The sequence below is a fragment of the Amycolatopsis sp. 2-15 genome (assembly GCF_030285625.1).
Classification (GTDB): domain Bacteria; phylum Actinomycetota; class Actinomycetes; order Mycobacteriales; family Pseudonocardiaceae; genus Amycolatopsis; species Amycolatopsis carbonis.
This window is the reverse complement of record NZ_CP127294.1, coordinates 7,405,715-7,430,389: the sequence shown is the minus strand read 5'-3', so window position 1 is coordinate 7,430,389 and position 24,675 is coordinate 7,405,715. Positions and strand designations below refer to the sequence as shown.

Here is a 24,675-nt window from a genome sequence, read left to right as displayed (position 1 = left end):
GACGAGTTCAGCCGCCGCGTTCGTCTGTGCAGGCAACCAGTTCACTGAGCGGACGTCCGTCGTGGCGGCCTGGCCTTATCGCGTGCTGCATCGTGCTTACGGCTCCAGTTCGCGATGGGGCGGCAAACTAGGGCTTCCGACGTCCGCGCGCTCTCGAAGCCTCGTAGGTCATAGGCGTAACGATCGAGGGCCTTGAGCATGTGGTGCTCGGCAAGGTCGCAGACTAGGTGCTCGCTGTCCTGGATCAGCTCGAGACCGACGGGTAGCTCGATGGCGGGCTTGTTGGCCGGCGTGGCGTAGAACGGGTTGGCGATGATAATGCCTGTGACCCATTCGGTTGCAACGTCGCCCAAGAGACGTTCAGGCTCGATCAGATACGCAAGCGGCTGCACGTCTGTGACGAGAGTGCGAGGTGCCCGGCTTCGTATAACAGATCGCTCCATACGTGGCCGGAAGTACAAGCCCTCGTGAGCGCCGATCGAGCGGCAGAGCTGCAGTAGCGGGGCAGTATCGAGCGGCACGCCTTCCAGCTGGAATGACAGCGTGACTGCTGTGGTCTGTCGGCTTCGGTGGGAAGCCAGGTTCGCTGTGAGCGTGTAGAAGCCGCCGTCACAGCGGTCGAGATAGCAGATCTCCTCGCTGTGGTGGGCATCGGGTGTGTCGGCCCGCTGTTGCCATCGGGGCAACTGGTCCGCGAACGCAGCACAGCCAAGGCCATGCCAGTTTCGGTTCGCTTGCTGCATGCTCCAGCGCGCATCTGGAGTTGCCCATCCCAAGGCTGCCAGCTTGTCGACGAGATCGACGAGATCACGTTGGTTCAGTATGGTTGGCGCCACATCAAGCGTGACACCGTTGCCGGAAGCCGGCGCCCAGTCGATGTCCGGGAGCTTGTGAGCGAATATAAACTGGCCAAACTGACCTCCGCATTCGATTATCCGGCTCCGCATGCCGTCAGGCCACATGAACTGGCCCTCGGCCTGCGGTAGGTCGAAGCGGCGCCGTGCAGTCGAGCGCTTCTTGACTGGCTCGTCGAGCAGGACTGTGCCATCTGTGAGTAGCGCATCCTTCTTACGCCATAGCAGCTCCGAGAGAGGTTCGAGACCGCTGGTGACGTGTTGAAGCTCACCGCCAGAGATCAGGAGTACGGGTTGCTGGCGGTGATGCTCGACGTCTGACAGCGCAGAGCCGGTAAATCCTACATAGCTGAGGAGTATGCCGACCACCCCGCTGTCGGTGCGCCTCAATCGAGAGCGAAGACTGTCGAGGTCGTCTATGTCTGCTCTGCTGTTACGCCACTTGCACTCGACCAAGAAGGTTTCGGTGGCCCTGGTCGCCAGAACGTCAGTTTGCCGCGGCCGTGCCACGCCTGAGTTCAGGGTGACCTTGAAGTGAGATTGGCGAAAGACTTCGGCGACCAAGTCCTCAAGCTCTCGACCTCGGGTAGCCGGGTTCTGCAGTTGGCTGATCGCGTCCAGCCGTGCGTCGAGATCGGTTCCTGTCACGCCAGCATCTTGCCCGCCGACGCCTTCAGGCTTGCGGAGGCGCCCCGGAGGGAGGATCGAGAGCTTTCGCTGCTAGTCCGCGACGCGCAGGGATCGGTTGGTCTCGTGGTAGCAGCGGCCGACGGTGCCGTTCGGATTGCGGTAACCGTAGGTCTCGAGGTACTGCTCGATCTCCGCATCGGAATGATGATGATGCAGCTGCCGGTACTCCGTGCGCGCCAACGCCTCGTCACGAAGCGGGCCGGCCCCAGTTGGAGAAGGAAGTCCATAGGATTCGTACCGTTGGCTGCCAATCCAGACATGTACTCCACGACGGCGTTCGTGAACAACTCGAACTCGTAGGCGACGGCGCTCGCGCCGGCTTCGCTGACCCAGGTGGCGACGTCCCCAGGACGAATCTGGCACCTGGGTTCGAGTCGATTCAGTCCAAAACCGACAGCTTCCGACGCGCGTGTACAACCTGACCATCGATGTCGACCACACGTACTACGTCGCCATCGACCGCCAACGCACCGTTCTCGCGCACAACTCCGCACCATGGAGCTCGTGTGGTCAGTACAACTCGGACGGGCATCCTGTCGATGGGACTAGTGCCTCATCAAGAAACGTTGACGTTGTCATCGTGTCGTGTGGACATCCGGGCCGGTGATCGCGAGGCTGGCTGTGGAGGTGAGGCTGGTGGCGCGTCAGCCGGAGGTGTTCGCGCGGTCGCTGGAGCCGGAGGAGGCCCAGCGGCTGGTCAAGATCACGAGGTCGGCCCGGGATCGGGTGCGGCTGCGACGATCCGGGATTGTGCTGGCCTCGTCGCAAGGCCGGTCCGCGAAGGAGATCGCGGCGATGTTCGCCGCGACCGAAGGCTATGTGCGGGAGGTGATCCACGCGTTCAACGAGTCCGGGTTCGCGGCGTTGTCCCCAAAATGGAGGGGCGGTCGACCGGCTAAGTTCGGGCCGGCCGCCCGTGATCAAATCAGCCGCATCGCCGCCTGCAAGCCCGCCGAGCTGGGATTGCCGTTCACGACCTGGAGCCTGACCAAGCTGGTCGCCTACCTCGCCGAACACGCATGGATCAGGGCGAGCACCGAGACCGTCCGGCAGATCCTGCGCAAGGCAGGCGTGTCATGGCAGGCGACGAAGACGTGGAAAGCCAGCAAGGATCCCGATTTCGTGGCCAAGAAGAACCGCATCCTCGACCTCTACGATCACCCACCCGCCGACGGGCGAGTGATCTGTGTCGATGAGTTCGGGCCGCTGAACCTGCAACCCCGCCCCGGCCGCGGCTGGTTTCCCCGCAGCCGCCCGGCCCGGCAGCGCGCGACCTACACCCGCACCAAGGGTGTCCGGCAGATGTTCGCTGCGCTCGATCTGGCCTCCGGGCAGATGTTCTACCGGTTCCGCGACCGCAAACGCTGGCCGCAGTTCCTCGACTTCTGCAAGCAACTGCGCCGCCGCTTCCCGACCGGGAAGCTCTACCTGGTCAGCGACAACTACGGACCACACGGCAAGGCCGAGGTCCGGGACTGGTGCGCGGCCAACGACATCGAACTGATCTACACACCCACCAGCGCGTCCTGGCTGAACTGGATCGAGTGCGAGTTCACCGCGGTCCGCTACTTCACCCTCGACGGCAGCGACTACCCCAGCCACGCCGCCCAGGAAGCCGCCATCACCGGCTACCTCCGCTGGCGCAACCGCCACAGCCACCCCAAACGCCACTTCGCCATCAACTCCAAAATCCGCCGCCCCGATTACCTACCCAACGTTGCTTGATACGGCACTAGGATCAGCACAGACGCGGCACTGGACGCTGCTGAGAAGTGGCTCGGTCCCGGGGGCTACAACGAGCCCGTTCCCGGCAGCGGCCGCTTCGTTTCAACGGACGGCACACGTGCAGTGCGCATGGGTGACTCGGATATCCTCGGCCGGCACGGAGGTGGCTCCCACATGAACTTCGAGAAGCTCGAACCGAGCCTCCGCAAGCCAGGAAAATCGATGATCACCGAAAACAACCACATCTACATCGACCAGAAGTGAAAATTGGAATCACGAATCGAATTCGATCAGTACGTTCCAGGTAAGGGCTTGAAGTTTCGCTGGGACGACGGTTTTGCCCTGGACGTGACCATCGATGGATCAGAGGTACTTGTCCGGGGCAATCCTGCGGGGCTGGCGTCGCTTGCGCGCCACCTACTCACACTCGCTCAAGAGTCAGTCCCCATCGGATCTCACTTACATCTCACGGGAGGTTCCGAACTCGACGGTGACGCTGACCTCGTCATCGAACGCGCTGATTATTGACGGTCACGCCTCGGCGGCTGCCACAGCAACGGTCGTCAACTCCCGGAGGACTCGCGGAAGACGAAGGTCCGACCATTTCGACTGGGCAGGATCCCAGCGGCTTTTGTTCCGCAATCGTGACTACACCGGTTGGATGACCGTGACACTTTCTCGGATCCCGGTAGTGCGTTGTCCGTCGTTGCCTACTCATTACTGGTAGCAGCGGCCAATGGGTCGGTCACGGGCGCCGGTATTGTCGAAGTGCAGTGGTTATCAGTAGTCTGACGACGATTGTTGTTCGATGGTGTGCTCGCGGACAGGTTCTCCCAGAGGTCGACTCTTATCATCGGCCCCGTGATTGAAACCGCCGCGGTGAGCACTGTCGTTCTTGGCGTGCTGGCTGACCACATCGCGGTGAGCGGCTTCAACACGGTCGGGTTCGTGTAGGCGCTCGCCAGCGGCCTGATGGCCATGCTCGCGATCGCCACGCGTTACTCCTGTGGCCGGTGAGTGCTCAGCAGGCCCGTTGCGGCGCGACACACTACCGTACCCGCGGCGACTTGGGCACGGCGGCTCGCTCGGCATCACTGACTCGGGGCGGGTGCCTCCCGCGCAATCGATGAGCACCTCCGCCCTACGACGCGTTGCCACGACACCGGCGCTGTCTCGTCAGTTGTGTGCCGATTCGGCCTATGAGGGCTGCACACTGGCCCACGTCGCGGCGACCAGCTTCAGGAAGGCGTCTCCTCGGGTCCGGGAGATGGCGGCGACCGCATGGGCGAGCTGGATGCCCGCGAACGCAGAGGCTGAACCAATGACGTCCAGCTCCCGCAAGACCTCCAGATGATCACACGGCAGACGCGGAGACCGCGCCATTAAACTGCGCTCCACTAGAGACTCTAGCTCCGAACGAGCAGTCCGCCCCTGTGGCACGCGGAATCCGCGCCAAAGGCCCTCGACCTGACGCTTGTGGTAATCGATCGTTCTCTCCGACACTTCTCGTGCCAGTGCATGTAGATCTGGGAAACGAGCGCCTTGAAGGTGGCGAGGCTATCGACGGTGTTTGGCAGTACCTCCCGGGGAAGGGGTTCCAACGGTTCGCCGGTGCACAGACGCTTGTGCTGCGACAGCCGCTCGTATTCGGCCTCGAACCGTGCGATCTCATCCCACATGGCGCTGGCCGCCGTCCGACCGGCGCAGTCCGCGAACCGGGTCCGCGAGGGCTCCCCGCATGTTAAAGGCAATATGGAAGTCTGGGAGCGTCTCCCCGCGCTGCGGCGGCTCGAAGACCGTGAACCTTCTGGGAATAAACGCTACCTCGATGGAGAGCTTATCCAGCCACACCTTGCCGCGGCGGCCGTCCGGCGAGGTCCACGTGACGCGCCCGCTGTGCGACTGCGGCTCACCGCTCTCCGTTGACGCAAGGTACGTCGCCACGACCCTCGACGAAAGCTCAACGGTGCGGCGGTCAAGATCTTGGAATAACGCCTCCGACTGGCGGTATTGGCCGAGATGGAACAGTGCGAGGCCGTGCAGGAACTCCAGGCGGTACTGGTCAAAGGACCTTGCTGAGGAGACGGACTGCACCACCCCGACGCAATCGCTCCAGTCCTGGGTGGAGAACGCCAGAGCTTCCCGTTCACCGCGAAGGAACTTCTTGCCGGTCTTCAGCTCCCAGAACAGGTCGAGCAGCAGGCGGGAACACCTCCAGTCCTCCCGGACCTCAGGCGGAGCGTTTAGGAGGTTACGCACGGCCGCCTGCTTGCCTTCTTGGCCCTTTCCCGCGTCGAGCCGAGCGAGGAAGTAAAAAGCGGCGGGGTCATTGCTTGACTTAAGCGACTCTAGGTGCCGCTGCTCGACGACTGAATTGTTCAGCAGCCGCGCCATGTCGCTCTGTCGGAGGTCGTAGAGGGCGCGTTGGGTCGGGCTCAGCCCTTCGGAATCCACCGAGTCGAGAGATGCTGCGGCGTTGGCCAGCATGTCCACCCTCAGCGAGTCCTCGAGCTCCGCGTTCTCCAATGCCCTCGACGTCGTCCACGCCACTACGTCCACCGGATAGTAGTTCTCCGGGTCGATCTGGCGCGCGGCCAATACTGATCGGGTGACGTCCTTCATGAGCGCGGACAGGTGCGCGCTGCCGGCCGTGGGTGCCTGCTCGTACACCTGCGTGCCGATCGTGCTCCCGAGTTCCACGAGGAGGTTGCGCTTCGCCATCTCCGACAGGTCAGCGTGCTCGATAGTCTCCTCGAGTAGGTGCTGGGTGTCGACCAGAAGCGCCAGCCGCGCAGCCTGGTCGTTCTGGCTGTCACCGTGCGCCCGCTTCGCGTACTCCCGGGTCAGGTTGGCCTCGGCGAGCACGAGTCGGTGGTGAGCGCTGCCAAGTTTCTCCCGGAGGATCTTGAAGGCTGCGGCCACGTCCAGCCAATAGCGGGAGTACTTGGGGACGTCGGACGACTTGTGGCCGATCTTGTCCACGAGAGCGACGATGAAGTCGACCTCAACCCCGCCCCATTTGGAGTGGTCCGGCCGCGAGCTCTCGATCATCTCGCAGATCACGCTGATCTCCGCCTTGGTGTTGAGGTCCTCGCGCGCGAGAAGCTCGGCCTCCAGCTGGGTGCGCACCCCCAGCACCTGCTCGCCGTTGGCGTCCTCCTCCCACCTGAAGAGATCGAAGCGCGAGACGATCTCTGCCAGATGGCTCCAGCCGTCCCGCCCGATCACCCGGAGGACTAGCTCGAGTGGGATGGTTAGGCCCCACTTACCCGCGATCAGGACGATAGCTGTCAGCTGTTCGGCCACGCTCCGTTCGGCAAAAGAGAGGTTGATCAGCTCCTCGTGGGGGCGTTCGGACGGCCGCAGCGAGTTGATGTCGTAGCCTGCGTCGGACAGGGCTTGGGCCAGGGCGGTCAGTCCGACTCGATCGGGCGCGTCCTCCTTGGCCAGCCGTTCGAATGCGGTCTCGTAGTGCCGGGCTTCTCTCGTGAGCCCCCGTTGGATGCTGAACTGCGAGTCAGGGATCAACCGGTACAGCATCGCCAGGAAGGACGAGTCGACCTCAACTCCGCCGCTGCCGGGGAGTTCCAGCCCGAACCGGCCGAGCCACTTCCTCGCTTTATTGATCTCTTCCTTGGAGAGATTGACGTCGACGACCAGCTTCCGAGTTGCCGTCCCCGGGACGCGGTAGCTGCTGCCCACGATCAGTACACGGCGTCCGCGTGCTCGCAGCTTCTTCTGCAGCGAGTAGTACTCGTCGTCGTCGGCCATGCCGTCCCAGATAAGCACCGTCGGCAGTCCTGCTACCTCTTCAGCCCATAGCGCGAACCGGTCGACTTCTGCTGCCGCAGGGCGGTCACCGCGCCTGGCCTGGTGCAACACCGCGGCCTGGCCGCTGCGCGCCACATCCAGCGCCAATCCGCACAGCGCGAGGGTCTTCCCAGTCGCCGTCTGCCCGCGACAATGATCGGATCGAGCGTCGAGAGGTCGCTGAGCCCGCGTGTCACGTGCTGCAGCAGGTCGTCCTCGAAGTCCCGGCGCAGCTTGTAGCCGCTGGCCACCGCCTTGAACGGCGGGGCTCCGTCGCTGTAGCCGATCAGGTTCCGGAACCGTTCGTACTCGATGGCAAGGGACGCCGAGGGGAACGGTTCGAGCAAGCTCGTGTCGATGGGCCGGGCGGCGCTGATGACCTGGTTCCACGTACCTATATCCAACTCCACGAAACCACGCCCTGCCGGGACCAGCCTGCCGCCGGCCCCACGCCCGGCCGCCGACATGTCCAACCTGCCCTCGACGTCGGCCTCTCGGAGGACCTCCGCAAGGGAGTCGACATGGGTACGTAGGTGGCCGCGTTCGATGGCCGCGCGGACGAACCTGTCCTCCAGCAGCTCCGGCGTCACGGAGAATAGGTGGGCCTGGTCGGCTCCGAGCTTCGCCAGGAAGACGAACAAGTCCCTGGTCGTCAACCAGTCGCTGACCTGGTAGCCGTCGATGATCACCACGCCGCGCGGAGTCACCAAACGCTCGGCTAGAACACCCAAGATCTCGCCCGCCCTGGCGGTCGCCTCCGCCTCGGCCACCAGATCGGACGGCGGGCGCTCGTCTTCAGGTAGGAAAATCCCCCCGAACAGGTGACGGATTCGCAGCTCGGTCGCGCTGCGCGGGCTCCTCCCTAGCTGCGGTACACCGATTGACCTGACGCGCCGCCAGCTCGCGGTGAACGCCCGCTCGAGCGCGGAGTCGATGCGTGAGGTGAAGACCCCGTTCCAAGAAAATTCGGCGACGTCGACGAGGAGTCGGGTGTCTCCGCACTGCTCAGAGCTTCCGCAGCCTGCTGGTACACGTCGAGGGCGCTGCCCAGCGAGGGTGTCGAGGGAGGCGCCTCGGCCCCGCGGTCAACCCAGCTTGCGGACGCCTGCCCGAGTAACAGGAACGCGGGTCCCACGACAAGGCGGGACAGGAGAGCTTGAAGGGAGTCGTCCATACCCATCCTCACAGCGTCACTCGTCGGACCGGCCAGCCTAGCGGTACCACCCAGCACACCTTCCTCCCGCGCGTACCGAAACCGAAGAGGACCGGGCTGACGCCGTGTGGTGTCCTGTCATGTTCATCGCGGCCGTCGTGGCCATCGGCAAACGCGGCATCATTCAAGTCCGCGAAGGCAAGTTCGTCCACCCAGTTTGACGCGCCGTTCTGACCCGTGCTGGCCACCAGGCGATGCGACTCGGTTCCCGGCGGACTCGGTCTGCCGGGAACCGTGCGCTGGTCCGGATCACCGCAGTTCTTTCTGAACACCGTGCGCCGCAGAAGTCTGCTGGTACGCGCCGGTTCCTCAGCTTCCAGTAGTCGTCAACATGGCAAACGCAGCCGTGTGGTTAACGTGCAAGATCGTCCTCGGACGCGGCCGAAACGCGGGTGGTGTTCTCGTGGTCGTTGGTGGCGTTGCGCTGGGCGAATTGACGGTGCGCGAAGTCGTCCTTCAGCTTCACAGGTTGCACGTCGGCCTTGTCCACGCCGCCGAGTGTGTCGGGTGCCGTGAGTGGCAGTCCTCTTGTGACTCCGGTGCCGTGTGTGGTCAGCAGCCACGGGACGCCGACGCCGGCCGCGCCGATAACGAGACCTACCGCGGCGGCGACCGCCACCAGAGAAACCGGGCGGGAAGGGCGCTCTGGTGTCACGACGATGGGTACTTCCGCGAGCACTGGCGCTTCCTCGGTCACGGGCGGTCCTTCGAGTTGATGTGTGGGCGACGTCGATCACTGGATCAACGCACTGCCGAGGTTCGTTACCGAGCCTTTGTAACGTCTTGTGGACGGCGTGGACCAAGCGGCGCAGCCGTTGGGCCGTTCGGCAGACTCAGGGTTGCTGCTGGTCAGCGGCCTATCGCCACAAAGCGGACATAGCGCCACGTTGTGTGTCTCTTGTGGACCGTGATCACCCGATCGGCGGCTTTGCGGTGTCTTGGTGATCGTGGATTGTTGTTTTTACTTTTGGGTCGCGCGGGTCGGGGGACGCGCGCTGGCCAGGCCGAGGAGGCCGTCTTTCGTGGAGTATCGAAGACTTTCGCGTGGCTTCAAGCTGCGCGTGTTCGGATTGGTTGTGCTCGTGGTCGCGAGCGTGCTCGTGGTGGTGACGGCAAGCTCGCCGTCAGTGCCGGAGGCGGCGCCCGTGGCGTCGGCGCCCGATGCCGGGGCCGCGTTCGCGGCGGCAATACGGCAGGGGACACCGGTGGAGGTAGCCGACCAGAGGACCGAGACCAAGCGGGTTTTCGCGCAGCCTGACGGGCAGTTGAACGCGGAGCTGGCGTCCATGCCGGTCCGGGTGCGCAGCGGAGCTGGCTGGGTGCCGGTGAACACGACGTTGACGAAGTCCGTAGATAGGTCTGTGCATCCCCAAGCCACTGTGGACGACCTGTCGTTCTCGGCGGGCGGGGACACGCCGTTGGTGACTTTCGGCAAGGGCGACAAGACGTTGTCGCTGTCGTGGCCGCAGAAACTGCCTGTCCCGACTCTCGACGGGCCGACTGCGACTTACCACGAAGTGTTTCCTGGCGTCGACCTGATGATGCAGGCTGCCGCCGACGGATACAACGAGCGGCTCGTCGTCAAGAACGCGACTGCAGCGAAGAACCCGGCGCTGAAGTCCATCGCATTCAAGCTCGCCGCGAAGGGCCTCACCGTTTCCAGTGACCAGTCGGGCCGGATCGAGGCGGTGGATGCAGCCGGCAACATCGTCTTCGCGGCGCCCACGTCAACGATGTGGGACGCGCGTGGCCCCGAAGTCGCGAGTGCGCCGGTCGAGGCGACGGTGAAGGAGTCGACGCTGCTGCTCCGCCCCGCGGTCGCGATGCTCGAGGATCCGGGGAGACACTTCCCTGTGGTGATCGACCCGGACATGCGCTCGTGGAATCAGTCGATGTGGGCGAAGGTTTTCTCGGGCTACCCCGATCAGTCCTACGTCAACGGCACGAACGACGGTGATGCGTGGGCCAAGGTCGGCTACTGCAACTTCAGCGATTGCAACGGTATCAAGATCGCAAGAACGTACTTCCAGTTCGACACGACCTTTCTTTCGGGCAAGATCATCAACGATGTCCACTTCGACACCAGCGTGGTATTCGGCCCCAGATGCAACATCACCAGCAACCACAAGCTGTTTCTAGCAGGCTGGGGTCTGTCATTCGACACCAACTGGAACAACATGCCAGCTGGTCACCAGGTCGGTGCTGACGTGCAAGTTCCTACCAACTACCCGGGCTGCGATGGTTTCAAGGGCGTCGGCTTCGACCTGACCCCTGCCGACGTCCGCGCGGGCACCACGACCAACTACTTCCTGCAAGCCGGCAACGAGACCAATTCGGATTGGTGGCGGAAGTACGACGTCCCCACAACTTTCCTCCGGGTCTGGTACAACACGCGCCCGAACCCCCCGTACGAGCTGAAGACCGACCCACCGCTGCCGACGCCGTGCAAATGGTGCGGCGGCACGCCATACGTCGGTGACAGCTCGATCCGGCTGATGGGCCGGCTCTCGGACCCCGACGGCAACGACCAGCTGAAAGCCATTTGGGACATCTACGGCGGCCCCGCGGTCGACCACCGCGAGCCGGACATCTACCAGGCGTCCGGAGCGTTCGCCAGCACGGCCGTCGACCTATCCGGCCGCAACGACCAGTCGGTCACGTGGTCGCTCACCCCTTTCGACCGCGCTGACCGGGGTAATTCCGTGTCCGGCCCGGCGTTCAAGGTCGATCAAGTGGGAGTCGACAAACCACCGGTCGTCACAGCGCCGGTGTACAGCGAGGACAACACCTGGCACGGCGGCGTCGGTGTCTCCGACACGTTCACGTTCACTGCAAACGGTGTTCCGGATATCGATCACTACCTCTACGGGTGGAACGAAGCCCCGTCGACCAGGGTCGATGCGGACGCGCTGGGAGGTAAAGCATCCGTCACGCTCACCCCTCCCGGCGACGGGCCCCGTGATCTGTTCGTGCAGAGCGTCGACCGCGCGGGCCACCGCAGTCCGATGAAGACCTACCACTTCTACGTCCGGGCCGGGAACGGACCGCTGGCACAGTGGTCGTTCGACGGTTCCACCAAGGACTCGGCCACGTTGGGCTTCCGCGACGCGACATTGCACGGCGCACCGAACTACGTGCAGGGCTCCATCGGGTCCGCGCTCAAGTTCGACGGCGTTGACGATTACGCGACGGCTCCGGTGTCCGCGAGCACGGCCGCCGGGTTCACCTTCGCCGGCTGGGTCAACCTCACGACGAAGACCCAGGGCTGGGCGACGATGCTCAGCCAGAACGGCGCGACGGCTACCGCGGTCCGGCTCGGCTACACCGGTACCGGAAGCGACAAGTGGGCGCTCGAGCTCAAGACTTCGGACTCGTCCGCGGCTGGTGTCACGACTGTTCTTTCATCTGAGAAGGCGCAGACGGGGGCGTGGACGCACCTGGCCGGGGTCTACGACTCCACCGCGAAGAAGGTTCGGCTCTACGTCAACGGTGACCTCGCAGGGACAGCCGACTGGACGTCACCGTGGCCGGCCAGCGGAGAGTTCGCCCTGGGCCGGAGCGCCTCTGCAGGTGTCGGAGCCGACTACCTCGGCGGCGCCGTCGATGAGGTCCGCACCTATGACCGCGTCCTGTCCGACTCTGAAGTGAAGTCCATCGTCACGCTCGACAACGTGGCCGCGGGTTACTGGAACCTCGACGAGGCCGATGGCACCACGGCGCGCAACAGCGCGGCCGGGGGAGAGATGGCCGCACTGCACACCGGTGCCGCGTTCACCCAGCAAGGTGCAGTAAACGGAGCGCTCATCCTGGACGGCACCCAAGGCTATGCCTCGACAGCCGGACCCGCGGTGCGCACGGATCAGAGCTTCACCGTCAACGCGTGGGTGAAGCCGAGCAAGCTCGGCGACATGGCCGCGGTGTCGCAAGACGGCGTCAACGCCAGCGGGTTGTACCTGAAGCAGATCGGCGGCAGCTGGGTCTTCGGGATGAACGGCTCCGACGCGGCCGGCGGTACGGCCGCTGAAGCGCGATCGGCTTCGAATACCGTCCAGCCCGGTGTCTGGACGCACCTGTCCGGTGTGTACAGCAGCACCGCGAAGACGCTCACCCTGTACGTCAACGGCGTCCAGGCGGGATCCGCGACGGCAGCGGCCGTCCCGTGGATGGCGAACGGTGCCTTCGTGATCGGGCGCGGCCAGTACGGCGCGCCCACCGGATTCTGGTCCGGAGCTGTTGACGAGGTGCGTGCGTACAGCCGTCCTCTCGGTGCTTCCGAAATCCAGGGCATCGTGGCTCAGAACAACGTCCCGGCGGCCGCGTGGGCACTCGACGGCGATGCGAAGGACGGCTCGAGCCGTGGTCTCAACGGCACGGTCAGCGGCAAGGTCGATTGGGCGCCGGGCCAGAACATCAACCCTGATCCCAAGGACCTGGCCGCGAACTTCACCGGCGCCGACGGTGCGGTGAGCGCACCGCCGGCGGTCGACACGACGAAGAGCTTCTCGGTCACCAGCTGGGTCAAGCTGGGTACCAAGACGGCGGGCACGGGCACTGTGGCGAGCCAGAGTGGCTCGAGGTCCTCGTCCTTCATCCTGGGCTACACGGGCAGCGCGATCGACCGCTGGTCCTTCGCCATCAGCTCCGCCGACGCCGACGGCCCGCCCGCGGTCACGGTGCAGTCCGACCAGCCCGTGCAGACGGGAGTGTGGACACACCTCGTGGCCAGCTACAACGCCGCCACGAAGGAAATGCAGCTCTACGTCAACGGGAGCCTCGCGGGTTCGACCACGACGAGTGCCGTGTGGAACGCCACCGGCGAGTTCGACATCGGGCGGGGCAAGGACCGGGGCGCGTGGACAAGCCAGCTCACGGGCGCGGTCGATGATGTGAAGGTCTACCCCCGGGCGTTGTTCAGCGACGAGATCCGCACGATGGCGGGACGCGAGCTGAACCTGGTCCACAACTGGCAGCTCGACGAGTCCAGCGGCACGAACGTCGCCGACTCGACCGGGGACCGGCCCGGCTCGCTCACCACCGGCGCACGCCTCGTACCGGGCCGGGTCGGGAACGCGGTTTCGCTCGACGGCAAGACCGGCGTGGTCTCGACCAGCGGCGTCGAGCTCAGGAGCGACGACAGCTTCACCGTGTCCGCCTGGGTGTACCTCGATCGCAAGAGCGACACCACGTCGAAGTTCACGGCGGTCAGCCTGGACGGCGTGCACACCAGCAAGTTCCGCCTCGGGCACGTCGCGGACGACATGTCGGCGTTCTGCTTCGACGGCATGTCCGACGACCCGAACGCCTGCGGCAAGTGGGTCTTCGAGATGGCGGGGTCCGACGTGGACAGCCCCGTGGTGGCGAAGGCCGCGGTGTCCACGCTGCCGGCCGAGATCAACACCTGGGCGTTCCTCACCGGCGTCTACGACAAGCAGACCGGAAAGACCTGGCTCTACGTGAACGGCAAACGCGTCGGTGACGGCACGCTCGACACCGCGTGGCAGGCGAGCGGCGGTGCCGAACTGGGCCGCGGCAAGGTGGCCGGTGCACCGGCGCAGTTCTGGCCAGGCCGCGTCGACGACGTGCGGCTGTACTCCGGCGTGCTGGACAAGGACAGGATCCTTTCCCTGTATGCCGCGTACCCGGCGCTCGACGAGACACCGCCGGACTTGCCGGTGGCCGACACGGCGTACTGGAAGTTCGACGAGAACACCGGAACCGCGGTGTCGGATTCGAGCGGTCGCGGCCACAACGCCACCATGAAAGGTGGGGCGTCGTGGTTCGGTGGACGGGCCGGAGCCGGTGCGTGGCTTGACGGCACCTCCGGGTACGCCGAGACCGCGGGAGCGGTGCTCGACACGACCAAGAGTTTCTCGGCTACGGCGTGGGTCGTCCTCACGAATACCGACACGGGCAACTACGTGGTCCTCGGCCAGGACGGCAATCGCACCAGCGTGTTCCAGCTGCGGTACAGCGGTGACAGTGGAAAGTGGAGTGTCGTCGTTCCGCAAGCGGATGAGGACAATCCTCCGGTCACCACGGTCGTGTCCAACGTGACGGTCACCCCGAGCGAGTGGACCCACCTCGGTGTCGTCTACGACGCCTCTGCACAGGAAATGAAGCTCTACGTCAACGGTGCGCTCACGACCGTCCAGGTCGGTGTCACCCTCGGAGCTTCCGCTGGGCCGTTCACGATCGGCCGGGGCAAGTGGAACGGCCAGAACAGCGGGTTCTTCCCCCAGGGCATCGACGATGTCCGCGTCTTCGGCAAGGCGCTCAGCGACGGTGAGATCCGCCGTGTCGTCGCGGACGTCTCGGAAGCAGACGCTGGGCAGTGGCACTTCGACAACGGGACCGCGCAGGACTACTCCTGGCGGCACAACGACGCCACGCTGTCCGGAGGCGCGTCGATCGTCGCAGGTGGTGTCATGGGCAACGCGCTGCAGCTCGACGGCACGACCGGAGTCGCGACCACCTCGGACGGAGGAGTGCCGATGGCGCGCAGCTTCACCGTCTCCGCGTGGGCGAAGCTGGCGCGGACCGACAAGGTCGCCACGGTCGTGAGCCAGGACGGTACGCGCATGAGCGGATTCGTCCTGCAGTACCGGCCGCAGCTCAACCGCTGGGTCTTCGGCGCTGCCACTCAGGACAAGGACGCAGCGCCGCTCAACTACACGGCGTCGTTCCAGGTGCCCGAGGTGAACCGCTGGACCGCGTTGACCGGCGTTTACGACGCCGGCGCGGCTCAGTTCCGGCTGTACGTGGACGGGCAGCTCGGCGGCGTGCAGAACAACGTCGCTCCCTGGCCGGCGACCCGCGGCCTGGCGATCGGACGCGACCTGGTCAGCGGCAGCCCGGCGGAGTTCTTCCCTGGCATGATCGACGAGGTCTCGACCCACTACGACGTGATGCCCGAGGACACCATCCAGCGCAGGGCCAGCTGGCCGGCTCCGACGACAGGGCAGCTCGGACGTTATGCCGATGGAGCGGGCCGACGGGGGGCCTACCCGACAACCGAGTCGGCTCCGGGCGGGTACCACTTCGATCAGAGCCTCGGCATGCTGGTCGACGACAGCCAGCCGAACACCCGCAGGTTGTACTCGTGCTACGCGGGGACCGATGCGTTCACCTCGCCTGACCCGGCATGCGAGGGCCAGACAGTGGGCGGGCCCATCGGATCGGTGTACACGGTTCAGCCGACGAACATCGAGACGGTCGCGGTTTACCGCTGCAACACGGGTCCGGATCACTTTGAGTCACTCGACGCCGCGTGCGAAGGTGCCACGGGCGAGGGGATCCTCGGCTACACGCTCGCCTACGCACCGCTGGTCCGTTACAACAGCAGCACGACGATCGACCACTTCACCACCGCGGAGGGCGTGCGGCCCGGGTACACCCTCGAAGGATCGCACGGATTCGTGGCGCTGAATTCCCCGTCCGGCACCCAGGCGATCACCAGCTGCGTGACGGACACGGACCAGTTCGTGTCGACCGATGCTCTCTGCGAGGGCAAGACGGTGATCGGCACGACGGGCCGATTGTGGACCGCCGCCCCGGCCGGCGTCGCGGCGAACCCGATCTACCGCTGCGTCAGCCCGGTGGGGGAGTCAATGATCAGCACGCTGGCCACCTGCGAGGGCTGGACCGTCGACAAGCTGCTCGGTTACGCGCTGGACCACGTGCCCGACGTCACGCCGTCGTTCCCGGCCGGTGCCCGCTCGGCCGCCGCGTTGATCCTTCCGGACAAGTCCACCTCGACTCCGGCGAGGACGGCCGCTTCACCTGGTTGATCCCAGCGAACCACCCGGCGATGGGTGGCGCCGAGCACCTGCCTCGCCACCGATCGCCCCCTCACCACGCGTTTCCAGGACCCCGTCCTGCCCAGCCTGGAGGAACCATGCGCACGTCGCCGACGCACCGCACCCGTCGCGGCATGATCGCGGCGCTCGTCTGTTCGCTTGTCCTGACCGCCGTCAGCACCAACAGCGTCGCCAGCGCGGCCGGCGGCCCGAGTGTGCAGCTGCCGGACTATCCGTCGACACCGGTGACCCAGCAGACCCTGACGCCACGTGCTCCCGATGAGGCCTCCACCAAGGCTCTCACCGGCAATCAGTCGGCCGGGTCGACGGCTCCAGACGGCGCGGGAGACACTCGGGCCACCTCGCTCAGCCCGTCGGCAACGTGGGACGTGAGCGAGCAGACTGGTGACTTCAGCTGGTCGTACCCGCTGGACGTGCCTCCGGTGCCTGGCGATCTGACGCCGAGTCTCGCGCTGTCCTACTCTTCGTCGTCCGTCGACGGGCACACCAGTGCCACGAACAACCAAGCCTCGTGGGTCGGTGACGGCTGGGACCTCGCACCCGGGTTCGTAGAACGTACTTATGGCTCGTGCCAGGACGACAAGGACGGTGGCACCACGCCGCCCAAGGTCGGTGACCTGTGCTGGAAGTCGGACAACGCGACGGCCGCGTACAACGGATCCGGCGGCATGCTGATCCACGACACCACGAAGAACGTCTGGCGGCAACGCAGTGACAGCGGGGCTCGCATTGAGCACGTGACCGGTTCGGGCAACGGCGCTCAGGACGGCGAGTCCTGGAAGATCACGACCGTCGACGGCACCCAGTACTTCTTTGGCTCGACCTCGTCGGCGAACTCGACGTGGACCGTTCCTGTGTACGGCGACGACGCGGGCGAACCGTGCCACGCGGCCAACAACGTGTTCGAGGACTCCTCGTGTGTCCAGGGCTACCGCTGGAACCTCGACAAGGTGATCGACCCGCACGGCAACGAGATCCTCTACACCTACGACGTCGAGACCAACAAGTACGGCCAGGACGGCAAGGACACCCCCGTGTCCTACGTCCGCGGCGGCACGCTGCGGGAGATCCAGTACGGGCTGAACACCCACGTCGCCGCCCCTGCCGTCGGCAGGGTGGAGTTCGCGACCGCCGACCGATGCGTGCCGGGCAGCCAGTGCACCTTCGACAAGCCCGAGAACTGGCCGGACGTGCCGCTGACGGATCGATGTGACGCTGCCAGCTGCAAGGACCACCCGAGTCCGACGTTCTGGTCCACGAAACGCCTCGCCAAGATCACCGCGCAGGTACGATCGGGCACCGGCTACGCCGACGTGACCAGCTGGTCGCTCGACCAGAGTTTCCCCGACCCGGGAGACGGTGAGAAGGCGGCGCTGTGGTTCAAGAACATCACCCGTACCGGCCTCGTCGGTACCCCTATCTCCCTGCCACCGGTCACCTTCGAAGGCAAGAAGCTCGCCAACCGCGTCGACAAGGCGGACGGCATCGGACCGCTCAACCGGTACCGGTTGTCGGCCATCGTCTCCGAATCCGGTGGTGTGACCACGGTCAACTACGCCGACCCGGACTGCACCGCGACTTCCCTGCCGGCGAACCCCGAGACAAACACGAAACGCTGCTTCCCCGTAACATGGGCACCCAAGAGCTTCGCCGAGCGCACCGACTACTTCCAGAAGTACGTCGTCTCCTCGATCGTGCAGTCCGACCGGATCAGCTCGAGCACCGAGCAACTCACCAGCTACGAGTACCCCGAGGGCGCGGCCTGGCACTACAGCACTTCGGAGTTCACCCCGAACGACAAGAAGTCGTGGGACGAGTTCCGCGGCTTCGGGAAGGTGATCGTCCGCACTGGACGACCCGACGACCCGGACGGTCCGCAGACCTACACCGAAACCCGCTACTTCCAGGGCATGAACGGGGACACTCTCCCCAACAACGGCAAGCGCTCGATCTCAGTGACCGACGACGAGAACGGCAACCACGTCGACGAAGACTGGCTGCAGGGCTTCACCCTCGAAAGCATCACGAAAAACGGTGCGAACGGCGCCGTCGTCGGCAAGTCCATCACCGAGCCCAGCTGGCAAGGCCCTACAGCGACACGGGCTGCCTACAACGCCTACATCGTTCACCCGGCGACTTCTCGATCGTTCACTGCTCTGGCCGCCGGCGGCTGGCGCACCACCAAGACGACCACGACGTACGACGCGAATGGTCTACCCACGCAGGTGAGCGATCTGGGTGATGTGAACGACGCCACCGACGACCGATGTACGACCACAACCTATGCGCAGAACACCTCGCTGTGGCTGCTGTCGTACCCGTCCCGCGTCGAAAACACCGCCGTCAGCTGCGGAACAACGCCGGTCTACCCGCGCGACGTCGTTTCCGACACTTTGTCGTTGTACGACAACCAGGCCAACGGCGTCGCGCCCACGACCGGTGATGTCACGACCGCCCAGGACCTCGACGCGTACAACGCTGGCAACCCAGTCTACCGGACAGCCGCGAAGACCGAGCGCGATGTCTACGGCCGCACCACAAAGGTGATCGACGCCGCGGGCCACCAGGCAACGAGCACCTACACGCCCGCCACCGGTGGCCCCGTGACCCAACTGGAGACCGCGAACACCCTCAAGCAGAAGACCACCACGGTCTTCGAACCCGCGTGGGGCGCCGCCAAGACCACCACGGACGCCAACGCGCGCGTCACAGAGATCACCTACGACGCGCTCGGCCGCAACACCGAGGTGTGGCAGCCGAATCGGCTCCGCTCGGACAACCCGCAGGGCAACCTCCGCTACGCCTACGACATCCGGAACGACGCACCGAGCTCCGTTTCCGCGACGCAGATCAACGCCAACGGCCGGTTCACCACCTCGACCACGATCTACGACAGCTTCTACCGTCCGCGCCAGGTGCAGACTCCGGCCCCCGGCGGCGGTCGCCTGCTGGTGGACACCCGCTACGACTCGCAGAACCGCGCGTACAAGACGACTCAGCCGTTCTTCAACGACCAGAACGTCGACACGAAGCTCTGGGTCGCCAGCGACACCGAGATCCCAGGTTTGACCCTCACCCAGTTCGACGGCGCGGGTCGTCCCACCGCCTCGATCTACGAGGCGGGCGGCGTGGAGAAGTGGCGCAGCACGACTACGTACGGCGGTGACCGGACCAACGTGACCCCGCCGGCCGGTGGGGTCGCCACGACCACCATCACCGACGCACGCGGCCACACCAGTGCGCTGCGGCAGTACCACGGCCCGCAGCCCACTGGGGACTACGACGAAACCACGTACACCTACACGCCCGGCGACCAGCTGGCTTCGGTCACGGACTCGAGCGGCAATCACTGGGCGTACACCTACGACATCCATGGCCAGCTCAAGCAGGCCGACGACCCCGACCGCGGCGCGACGACGTACACGTACAACCAGCTCGGTCAGCAGACGAGCACGACCGACGCCCGCAACGTCACGCTCGCCTACAGCTACGACGACTTGGGTCGGAAGACCGGCGAATACCAGGGCAGCACCGCGGGTACGAAGCTCGCCGAATGGGCCTACGACACCGCTTTCAAGGGCGTTGGCCAGGTAGCCAGCTCCACCCGCTGGATCAACGGCAACGCCTACACCGAGAAGGTTAACGCGTACTCGCCGCTGTACCAACCGGCAATCCAGACGGTGACGATTCCGGCCGTCGAGGGACCGAAGCTTGCTGGCTCTTACCAGACGTTTTTGTCCTACAACCCCGACGGCAGCCTCGGCGGATCAAGCTTCCCCGCCACCGCTGACGCGACCGCCGAGAGCATGCTCTACGTCTACGACGATCTCGGCGACCCGCTCACCACGACCGGCGACGATGACTACGTCACGTCGTCCGACTACAGCCCCTACGGTGAGATCCAGCGTCTGCAGCTCGGCGAAACCGATCACCGGGCCTGGCTGTCGTACTACTACGACGAGCACACCCGGCGTTTGGATCGCACCATCGTCGACGCCGAGGTTCCGCACCCGATGCAGGCGGACACCCACTACGTCTACAACCCCGCCGGCAACATCACGTCGATCTCCGACACGCCGCTGGACCAGCCCTCGGACAACCAGTGCTTCCGCTACGACTACCTCCAGCGGCTGACCGACGCGTGGACTCCGTCTGCCGGCGCTTGTGACAACGACCCCACGACGACTTCTCTGACGGGCCCGGCTCCGTACTGGCAGTCCTTCACCTACGACAAGTCCGGCAACCGGCTCACCGACACCCAGCACACCGGCACCGGCGACGTAACCCGCAACTACAACTACGCCGACCCTGGTGCTGCGAAGCCGCACCTGCTGAACTCGATCAGCACTCCCGGCAAGCCGGACGCTGCGTACACCTACGACCAGGTCGGCAACACCAAGACCCGCCCGGGCACGTCGGCAACACAGAACCTCGACTGGACGGTCGAGGGCCAGCTTGACTCCGTGACGGAGGGCACGACCAAGACCAGCTACACCTACGACGCCGACGACAGCCGCCTGCTCCGCCACGATCCCACCGGCACCACCCTTTACCTCGGTGGTCAAGAGGTCCACGTCGACAATGCCGGCCAGGCCGCTACGACTCGTTACTACAGCCATGGTGGTGCGACCGTCGGCGTCCGCACCGGGGGGACGTTGACCTGGTTGGCTGGTGACCACCAGGGCACCAGCCAGGTGGCCATCAACTCGACTGACCTGAGCGTCACCCAACGCCGCCAAACCCCGTTCGGCGCTCCGCGCGGCGCTGCCGCCGACCTCCCCGGCGACCGCGGCTTCGTCGGCGGCACTGAGGACGGTTCCACGAGCCTCACCCAGCTCGGCGCCCGTGCGTACGACTCTTCTACCGCGCGTTTCGCGTCGCTAGACCCGATTTTCGATGCAGCGAACCCACAACAGATAAACGGATACTCTTACGCGAATAACAGCCCTATCGCGCTCAGTGACCCGTCAGGCCTAGACCCGTCGTATGGTCCCGGTTGCGACACTAAGCAGTGTCGAGACAAGATGTACGGTACCTACGGTCCCATCGACTCGGGGGAGCCGATGCGCAAAATCGACGCGCCGATGAAAAAGCTTACCGTGAAGCACGAGCCGTATGGACTAAAGCTTACTCTCCGAAAACGTCCGACCCAGTCGACCTTGACGCATGGTTCACTTCCGTCCTTCATGATTCAGGAGATTGGTGGGGTAACCAGATATCTGATCATGAAAGCATTTGCTATGGCAGGACTGGCTGCGAAAAGGCGCATAGTTACCTCATTGCGCACCCAAACGATGCCGAGGGTGCCAAGGTAATTGCGGCAACATACTGCTTGGATCACGGCGGTGAATGTGATCGAAATGCGACTATTGCTGGAGCTGGCGACTTCGCACTCAGTCTTGCTGCGGCTTTCGCGGGTGGGCAACTGGGAGCGCTCGCTTCCGCCGCGAGTCAAGGCGGAAACGTGGCAAAGGAGGCTGCCGATGCTGTCCGGCTTTTCGGGTTGGCAAATGGATCCGTTCGAGCCTCGGCAAATGTTGCCGCCGCCGAGGTTTCAATTGAAGGAAAATCTACCGAGATCCTTCAGTCGGTGAGTGGGCAGGCTATCAGGAAGGGGGCAGTTCCCGAAATCGGAGCCGAGGGAAATCCGCAAAGGCTATTCGCGTTCAACACGGGGAATAATATCCGAGACTTTGATACGGAGATAAAAATCCTAAACTATGTAGCCAATGAGCTCGGTGAGGCATCTCCTGAAGTGCGTGGTACGATCAACCTGCATACAGAAAACCCTGTATGCATCTCGTGTCGGTCGGCAATATATCAGTTTAAGAAACAGTTTCCAAATGTAAATGTTAATGTCACGGAGGGAAAATAATGGATGATATGAGCCGAGCTCACATTGCAGTTGAGAATGGTGACATTGAAGCTTTGCGGATTCTCTTGGATGAGGGTGTGGATGTCCATGAGGAGCACTACGGTCTAACCTTACTGCATCATGCCGTTGATGCTGAGATCGACGGCCATGTGCAGACCGGTGAGCCGCTTCACGTCGACACCACCGCATATTTGCTGTCGCGAGGCGCGGATCCCCTGCGTCCTGCCAGTGGTCAATCGAGTATAACTGCGGATCAGATGGCGCACGAGCGTGGACATTGGTTGGCAGTCGAACTTTTTGACGCTTGGAAGGTCACCCATCGAATGCGACGTGGTTGACGGTACGTCACAGTGGAAGCTGAAGAGAGCGGAGTGTTGTATCGCACAGTTTTCACATGCCCGAAGCCCGAACCTTCTCGGAATGATCGGCACTCAGGATGACGTCGACACTCCGGCTTGCCAGACCGGACTCCCTATGGTCTCCGAGGAGATCATTGCTCTCGAGACTCGGCTCGCCCTGCGGATGGGCCTCGTTCATCCGTTGACAGCCAGCCGTATGGGCGACATTGTCGGCGATCGCAGGAATACGGTATGGATCGTGCTTGGCTTGGATAGCAACCGTTACCGATGTCGTCGCTGTAAGGGATGTCTCGTAACTGAGAGCGTGGTTGGTGGGGCTGGTGTTGCGTCAGGCTTCGAGGAGGACGTTGTGCAGGTGCGTGATTCCGGACACCGTGTCGGCGAGCGTGCTGGCGGCGCGGCGGTAGTCGCGGAGGATCTTGAAGTTCTTCATCCGGGCCAGGACGTGTTCGACGCGAGCGCGGACCTTGCGGTGGGTGGCGTTGAGATTCTCTTTCCAGTCCGGGAGTTCGCTGCCGTCGCGAGGTTTGCGGTAGGGCATGACGACCGCCGGGTTGCCTTGATAGCCGCCGTCGGCCATCACCGGCCGACCGGCGAGTTGCTCGGCCATGCCCGAGGCGCGGTAGACGGTGCAGTCGTTGCGGTTGCCCGGCTGCGGGTCACCGGTCGCGATGACCAGCCGGGTCTCGGCGTCGATCGCGACCTGCACGAACGCCTGAGTACCGGTAGTTCTTCGACGGTGTCGCCAGCCGGTGATCCCGGGTAGGCACCAGTGTGCCGTCCACGATCGCGACCGCATCCACCCGGCGTTTGCGGACCGGGGCCAGGGCCAGCAGCGGACCGATCGTGTCGCTTCCCCCGGTGCGCCGCCGAATGCGACACCCCGAACAACGGCCCGATCTGGCGCATCGTCAGGTTCGTCCGCCACTACGTTGCGACCAGCAACACGCGATCGGCCAGCGGCAATGCCCACTGCCGACCGGGCCGGCCGTCAGCGATCTCGTCCCCGCCTCGCTTCGCGACCAGCCGCACGAGCTTGCGGAACTGGCCCGGCTCCAGCCCGGTGAACGGGGCAATCCACTCCGGCCGCGACGCTGTGATCACCTGCACCACACCACCATGATCGACTACCGGCCCCGCCGGCCCAGCACCGGGTTACGAGACATCCCTTAAGGGCTGTCCAGATGGTGACCGGCACTACCAGCCAATTCACCATTCTCGTTCTCACGCGTCGCTCGCAGTTCCAGGACCAGCCCGTCGAGGGGTACCGGGAACCGGCGGGCGGTCATGACAGGCCCTCTCACGTGATCTGCGAGCAGGGGATCAACGGGGGGCGTTGATCGACGCGACGAACCGGTGGTCGGAGAGAGCGAGGTCACCCGCGCGGCGGTGATCGTCGCCGGACCGGCGTAGCTGCGCTTTGGCTGATCTCTGGTCCGAGCTCGAGGCCCCCTGACCTCGGCGCTGTTTGGGCTTCACCGTCCCCGCGAGGCGACCATGTCGCCGCCACGCCTGGTAAAGAGTCTGAGAGTGGCTCGTGGCTGCGGTGGCTACGGCAATGTCACCCCGATCGGCTGACAGCGGCCACCTGACGCGCCTGATCAGCTCAGCATAAGTGTTGTGGTTAGCGCGCAAGATCGTCTCGGACACTCAATTACCCCATGAGGCGCGGGGTGGCTTCAGGTCCAACTAGTGGGAACCTGCAGGTCAACCGGCGAGTTGCAGGCGTGTAGATAGTGTGCAAGATCGTCCAGGGTTACGACGTCAACCAGAAACTCGTCACCGTGCAGCACTCCGGCTCACCCGGATCTGGGCCGATGCCGCCGCCGCGAAGTTTTTCGGCGTCCCGGTGGACAACGGCCGCTACCCGGATGTCTTCGGCAAGGTCCAGGAAGGCGTCGTCTACTCGAAGCCGACCAAGCTCGCCGAGCACGGTGGCATGAACACCGAGGACAGCCACATCCTGATGGTCGTGAACGGCCCGGGCATCCCGGCGCAGGTCGAGTCCAGGTCGGTCGAGACCACCCAGGTCGCACCGACGATCATCTCGGTCCGGGGCCTCGACCCGGCCGCCCTGACGGCCGTCCCGACCGAAGGCACACAGATCCTTCCCGGCCTCCGTGGGTCGCGCGCAGGTCACTGACCCGCCGCCTGATCGGCACCACCGAACGGGAGGCCGTGGCGAATCGCCACGGCCTCCCGTTGACAGATCGCACCACCGCTTGTGCGGCCTCCATGCCGGAGCGGCACCCAGACCCAGCTCAGACAACCCGTCGGACCGCGTAACACCACGGGCCTCGGCAACGTTGCTAACTGCAACGGCACCAACCGC

General features: G+C 64.6%; 12 protein-coding genes and 1 pseudogene. 7 read left to right on the top strand and 6 right to left on the bottom strand.

Annotation, left to right across the window (positions count from 1 at the left end):
• Positions 1-41: 41 nt before the first annotated feature.
• Together QRX50_RS36890 and QRX50_RS36885 are read right to left on the bottom strand one after the other, a co-directional pair.
• The gene (locus tag QRX50_RS36890; RefSeq protein ID WP_285967704.1) at positions 42-1,502 is read right to left on the bottom strand and encodes a restriction endonuclease; all 1,461 of its coding nucleotides are present in this window, start codon (positions 1,500-1,502) and stop codon (positions 42-44) included.
• 72 nt (positions 1,503-1,574) lie between these two features.
• Positions 1,575-1,724, bottom strand: coding sequence for a hypothetical protein (locus QRX50_RS36885; protein WP_285967703.1), 150 nt, complete (start codon positions 1,722-1,724; stop codon positions 1,575-1,577).
• A 456-nt stretch (positions 1,725-2,180) separates the two neighbouring features.
• On the opposite strand from QRX50_RS36885, the gene QRX50_RS36880 reads away from it, so the two are divergent.
• Together QRX50_RS36880 and QRX50_RS50525 are read left to right on the top strand one after the other, a co-directional pair.
• Positions 2,181-3,269, top strand: coding sequence for an IS630 family transposase (locus QRX50_RS36880; RefSeq protein WP_285967702.1), 1,089 nt, complete (start codon positions 2,181-2,183; stop codon positions 3,267-3,269).
• Positions 3,270-3,617: 348 nt separating this feature from the next.
• Complete coding sequence (locus QRX50_RS50525) at positions 3,618-3,797, top strand: Imm32 family immunity protein (protein WP_434533377.1); 180 nt, start codon at positions 3,618-3,620, stop codon at positions 3,795-3,797.
• Positions 3,798-4,937: 1,140 nt separating this feature from the next.
• Here QRX50_RS50525 and QRX50_RS36875 read toward each other — a convergent pair.
• The 3 genes from QRX50_RS36875 to QRX50_RS36865 form a co-directional block, all read right to left on the bottom strand.
• Positions 4,938-7,040 carry a hypothetical protein gene (locus QRX50_RS36875; protein WP_285967701.1) on the bottom strand — a complete coding sequence of 701 codons (2,103 nt, stop codon included), beginning with the start codon at positions 7,038-7,040 and terminating at the stop codon, positions 4,938-4,940.
• Between the two features lie 32 nt (positions 7,041-7,072).
• On the bottom strand, positions 7,073-7,849 hold the full coding sequence (locus QRX50_RS36870; RefSeq protein ID WP_285967700.1) for a hypothetical protein: 777 nt from the start codon (positions 7,847-7,849) through the stop codon (positions 7,073-7,075).
• Between the two features lie 795 nt (positions 7,850-8,644).
• Positions 8,645-8,989 carry a hypothetical protein gene (locus QRX50_RS36865; protein WP_285967699.1) on the bottom strand — a complete coding sequence of 115 codons (345 nt, stop codon included), beginning with the start codon at positions 8,987-8,989 and terminating at the stop codon, positions 8,645-8,647.
• A 325-nt stretch (positions 8,990-9,314) separates the two neighbouring features.
• Here QRX50_RS36865 and QRX50_RS36860 point away from each other — a divergent pair, with 325 nt between their 5' ends.
• The 4 genes from QRX50_RS36860 (at position 9,315) to QRX50_RS36845 (ending at position 22,322) form a co-directional block, all read left to right on the top strand.
• Positions 9,315-16,079, top strand: a complete 6,765-nt coding sequence (locus QRX50_RS36860; RefSeq protein ID WP_285967698.1) for a LamG domain-containing protein — start codon at positions 9,315-9,317, stop codon at positions 16,077-16,079.
• A gap of 107 nt (positions 16,080-16,186) precedes the next feature.
• Positions 16,187-21,424, top strand: coding sequence for an RHS repeat-associated core domain-containing protein (locus tag QRX50_RS36855; protein WP_285967697.1), 5,238 nt, complete (start codon positions 16,187-16,189; stop codon positions 21,422-21,424).
• A gap of 149 nt (positions 21,425-21,573) precedes the next feature.
• Positions 21,574-21,984: a deaminase domain-containing protein gene (locus tag QRX50_RS36850; RefSeq protein ID WP_285967696.1), complete on the top strand. Its 411-nt coding sequence runs from the start codon at positions 21,574-21,576 to the stop codon at positions 21,982-21,984.
• A gap of 8 nt (positions 21,985-21,992) precedes the next feature.
• A complete protein-coding gene (locus tag QRX50_RS36845) occupies positions 21,993-22,322 on the top strand; it encodes an ankyrin repeat domain-containing protein (protein ID WP_285967695.1) in 330 nt (109 codons plus the stop codon).
• A 349-nt stretch (positions 22,323-22,671) separates the two neighbouring features.
• Here QRX50_RS36845 and QRX50_RS36840 read toward each other — a convergent pair.
• Positions 22,672-23,453, bottom strand: a pseudogene (locus QRX50_RS36840) (transposase family protein).
• Between the two features lie 739 nt (positions 23,454-24,192).
• Here QRX50_RS36840 and QRX50_RS36835 point away from each other — a divergent pair.
• The gene (locus QRX50_RS36835) at positions 24,193-24,486 is read left to right on the top strand and encodes a hypothetical protein (RefSeq protein ID WP_285967694.1); all 294 of its coding nucleotides are present in this window, start codon (positions 24,193-24,195) and stop codon (positions 24,484-24,486) included.
• Positions 24,487-24,675 lie beyond the last annotated feature (189 nt).

Bases quoted from the DNA above. Each gene is read 5' to 3' on its own strand.
- QRX50_RS36875 (WP_285967701.1), bottom strand. From the start codon at position 7,040: ATGGCCGACGACGACGAGTACTACTCGCTGCAGAAGAAGCTGCGAGCA.
- QRX50_RS36855 (WP_285967697.1), top strand. From the start codon at position 16,187: ATGCGCACGTCGCCGACGCACCGCACCCGTCGCGGCATGATCGCGGCG.
- QRX50_RS36845 (WP_285967695.1), top strand. From the start codon at position 21,993: ATGAGCCGAGCTCACATTGCAGTTGAGAATGGTGACATTGAAGCTTTG.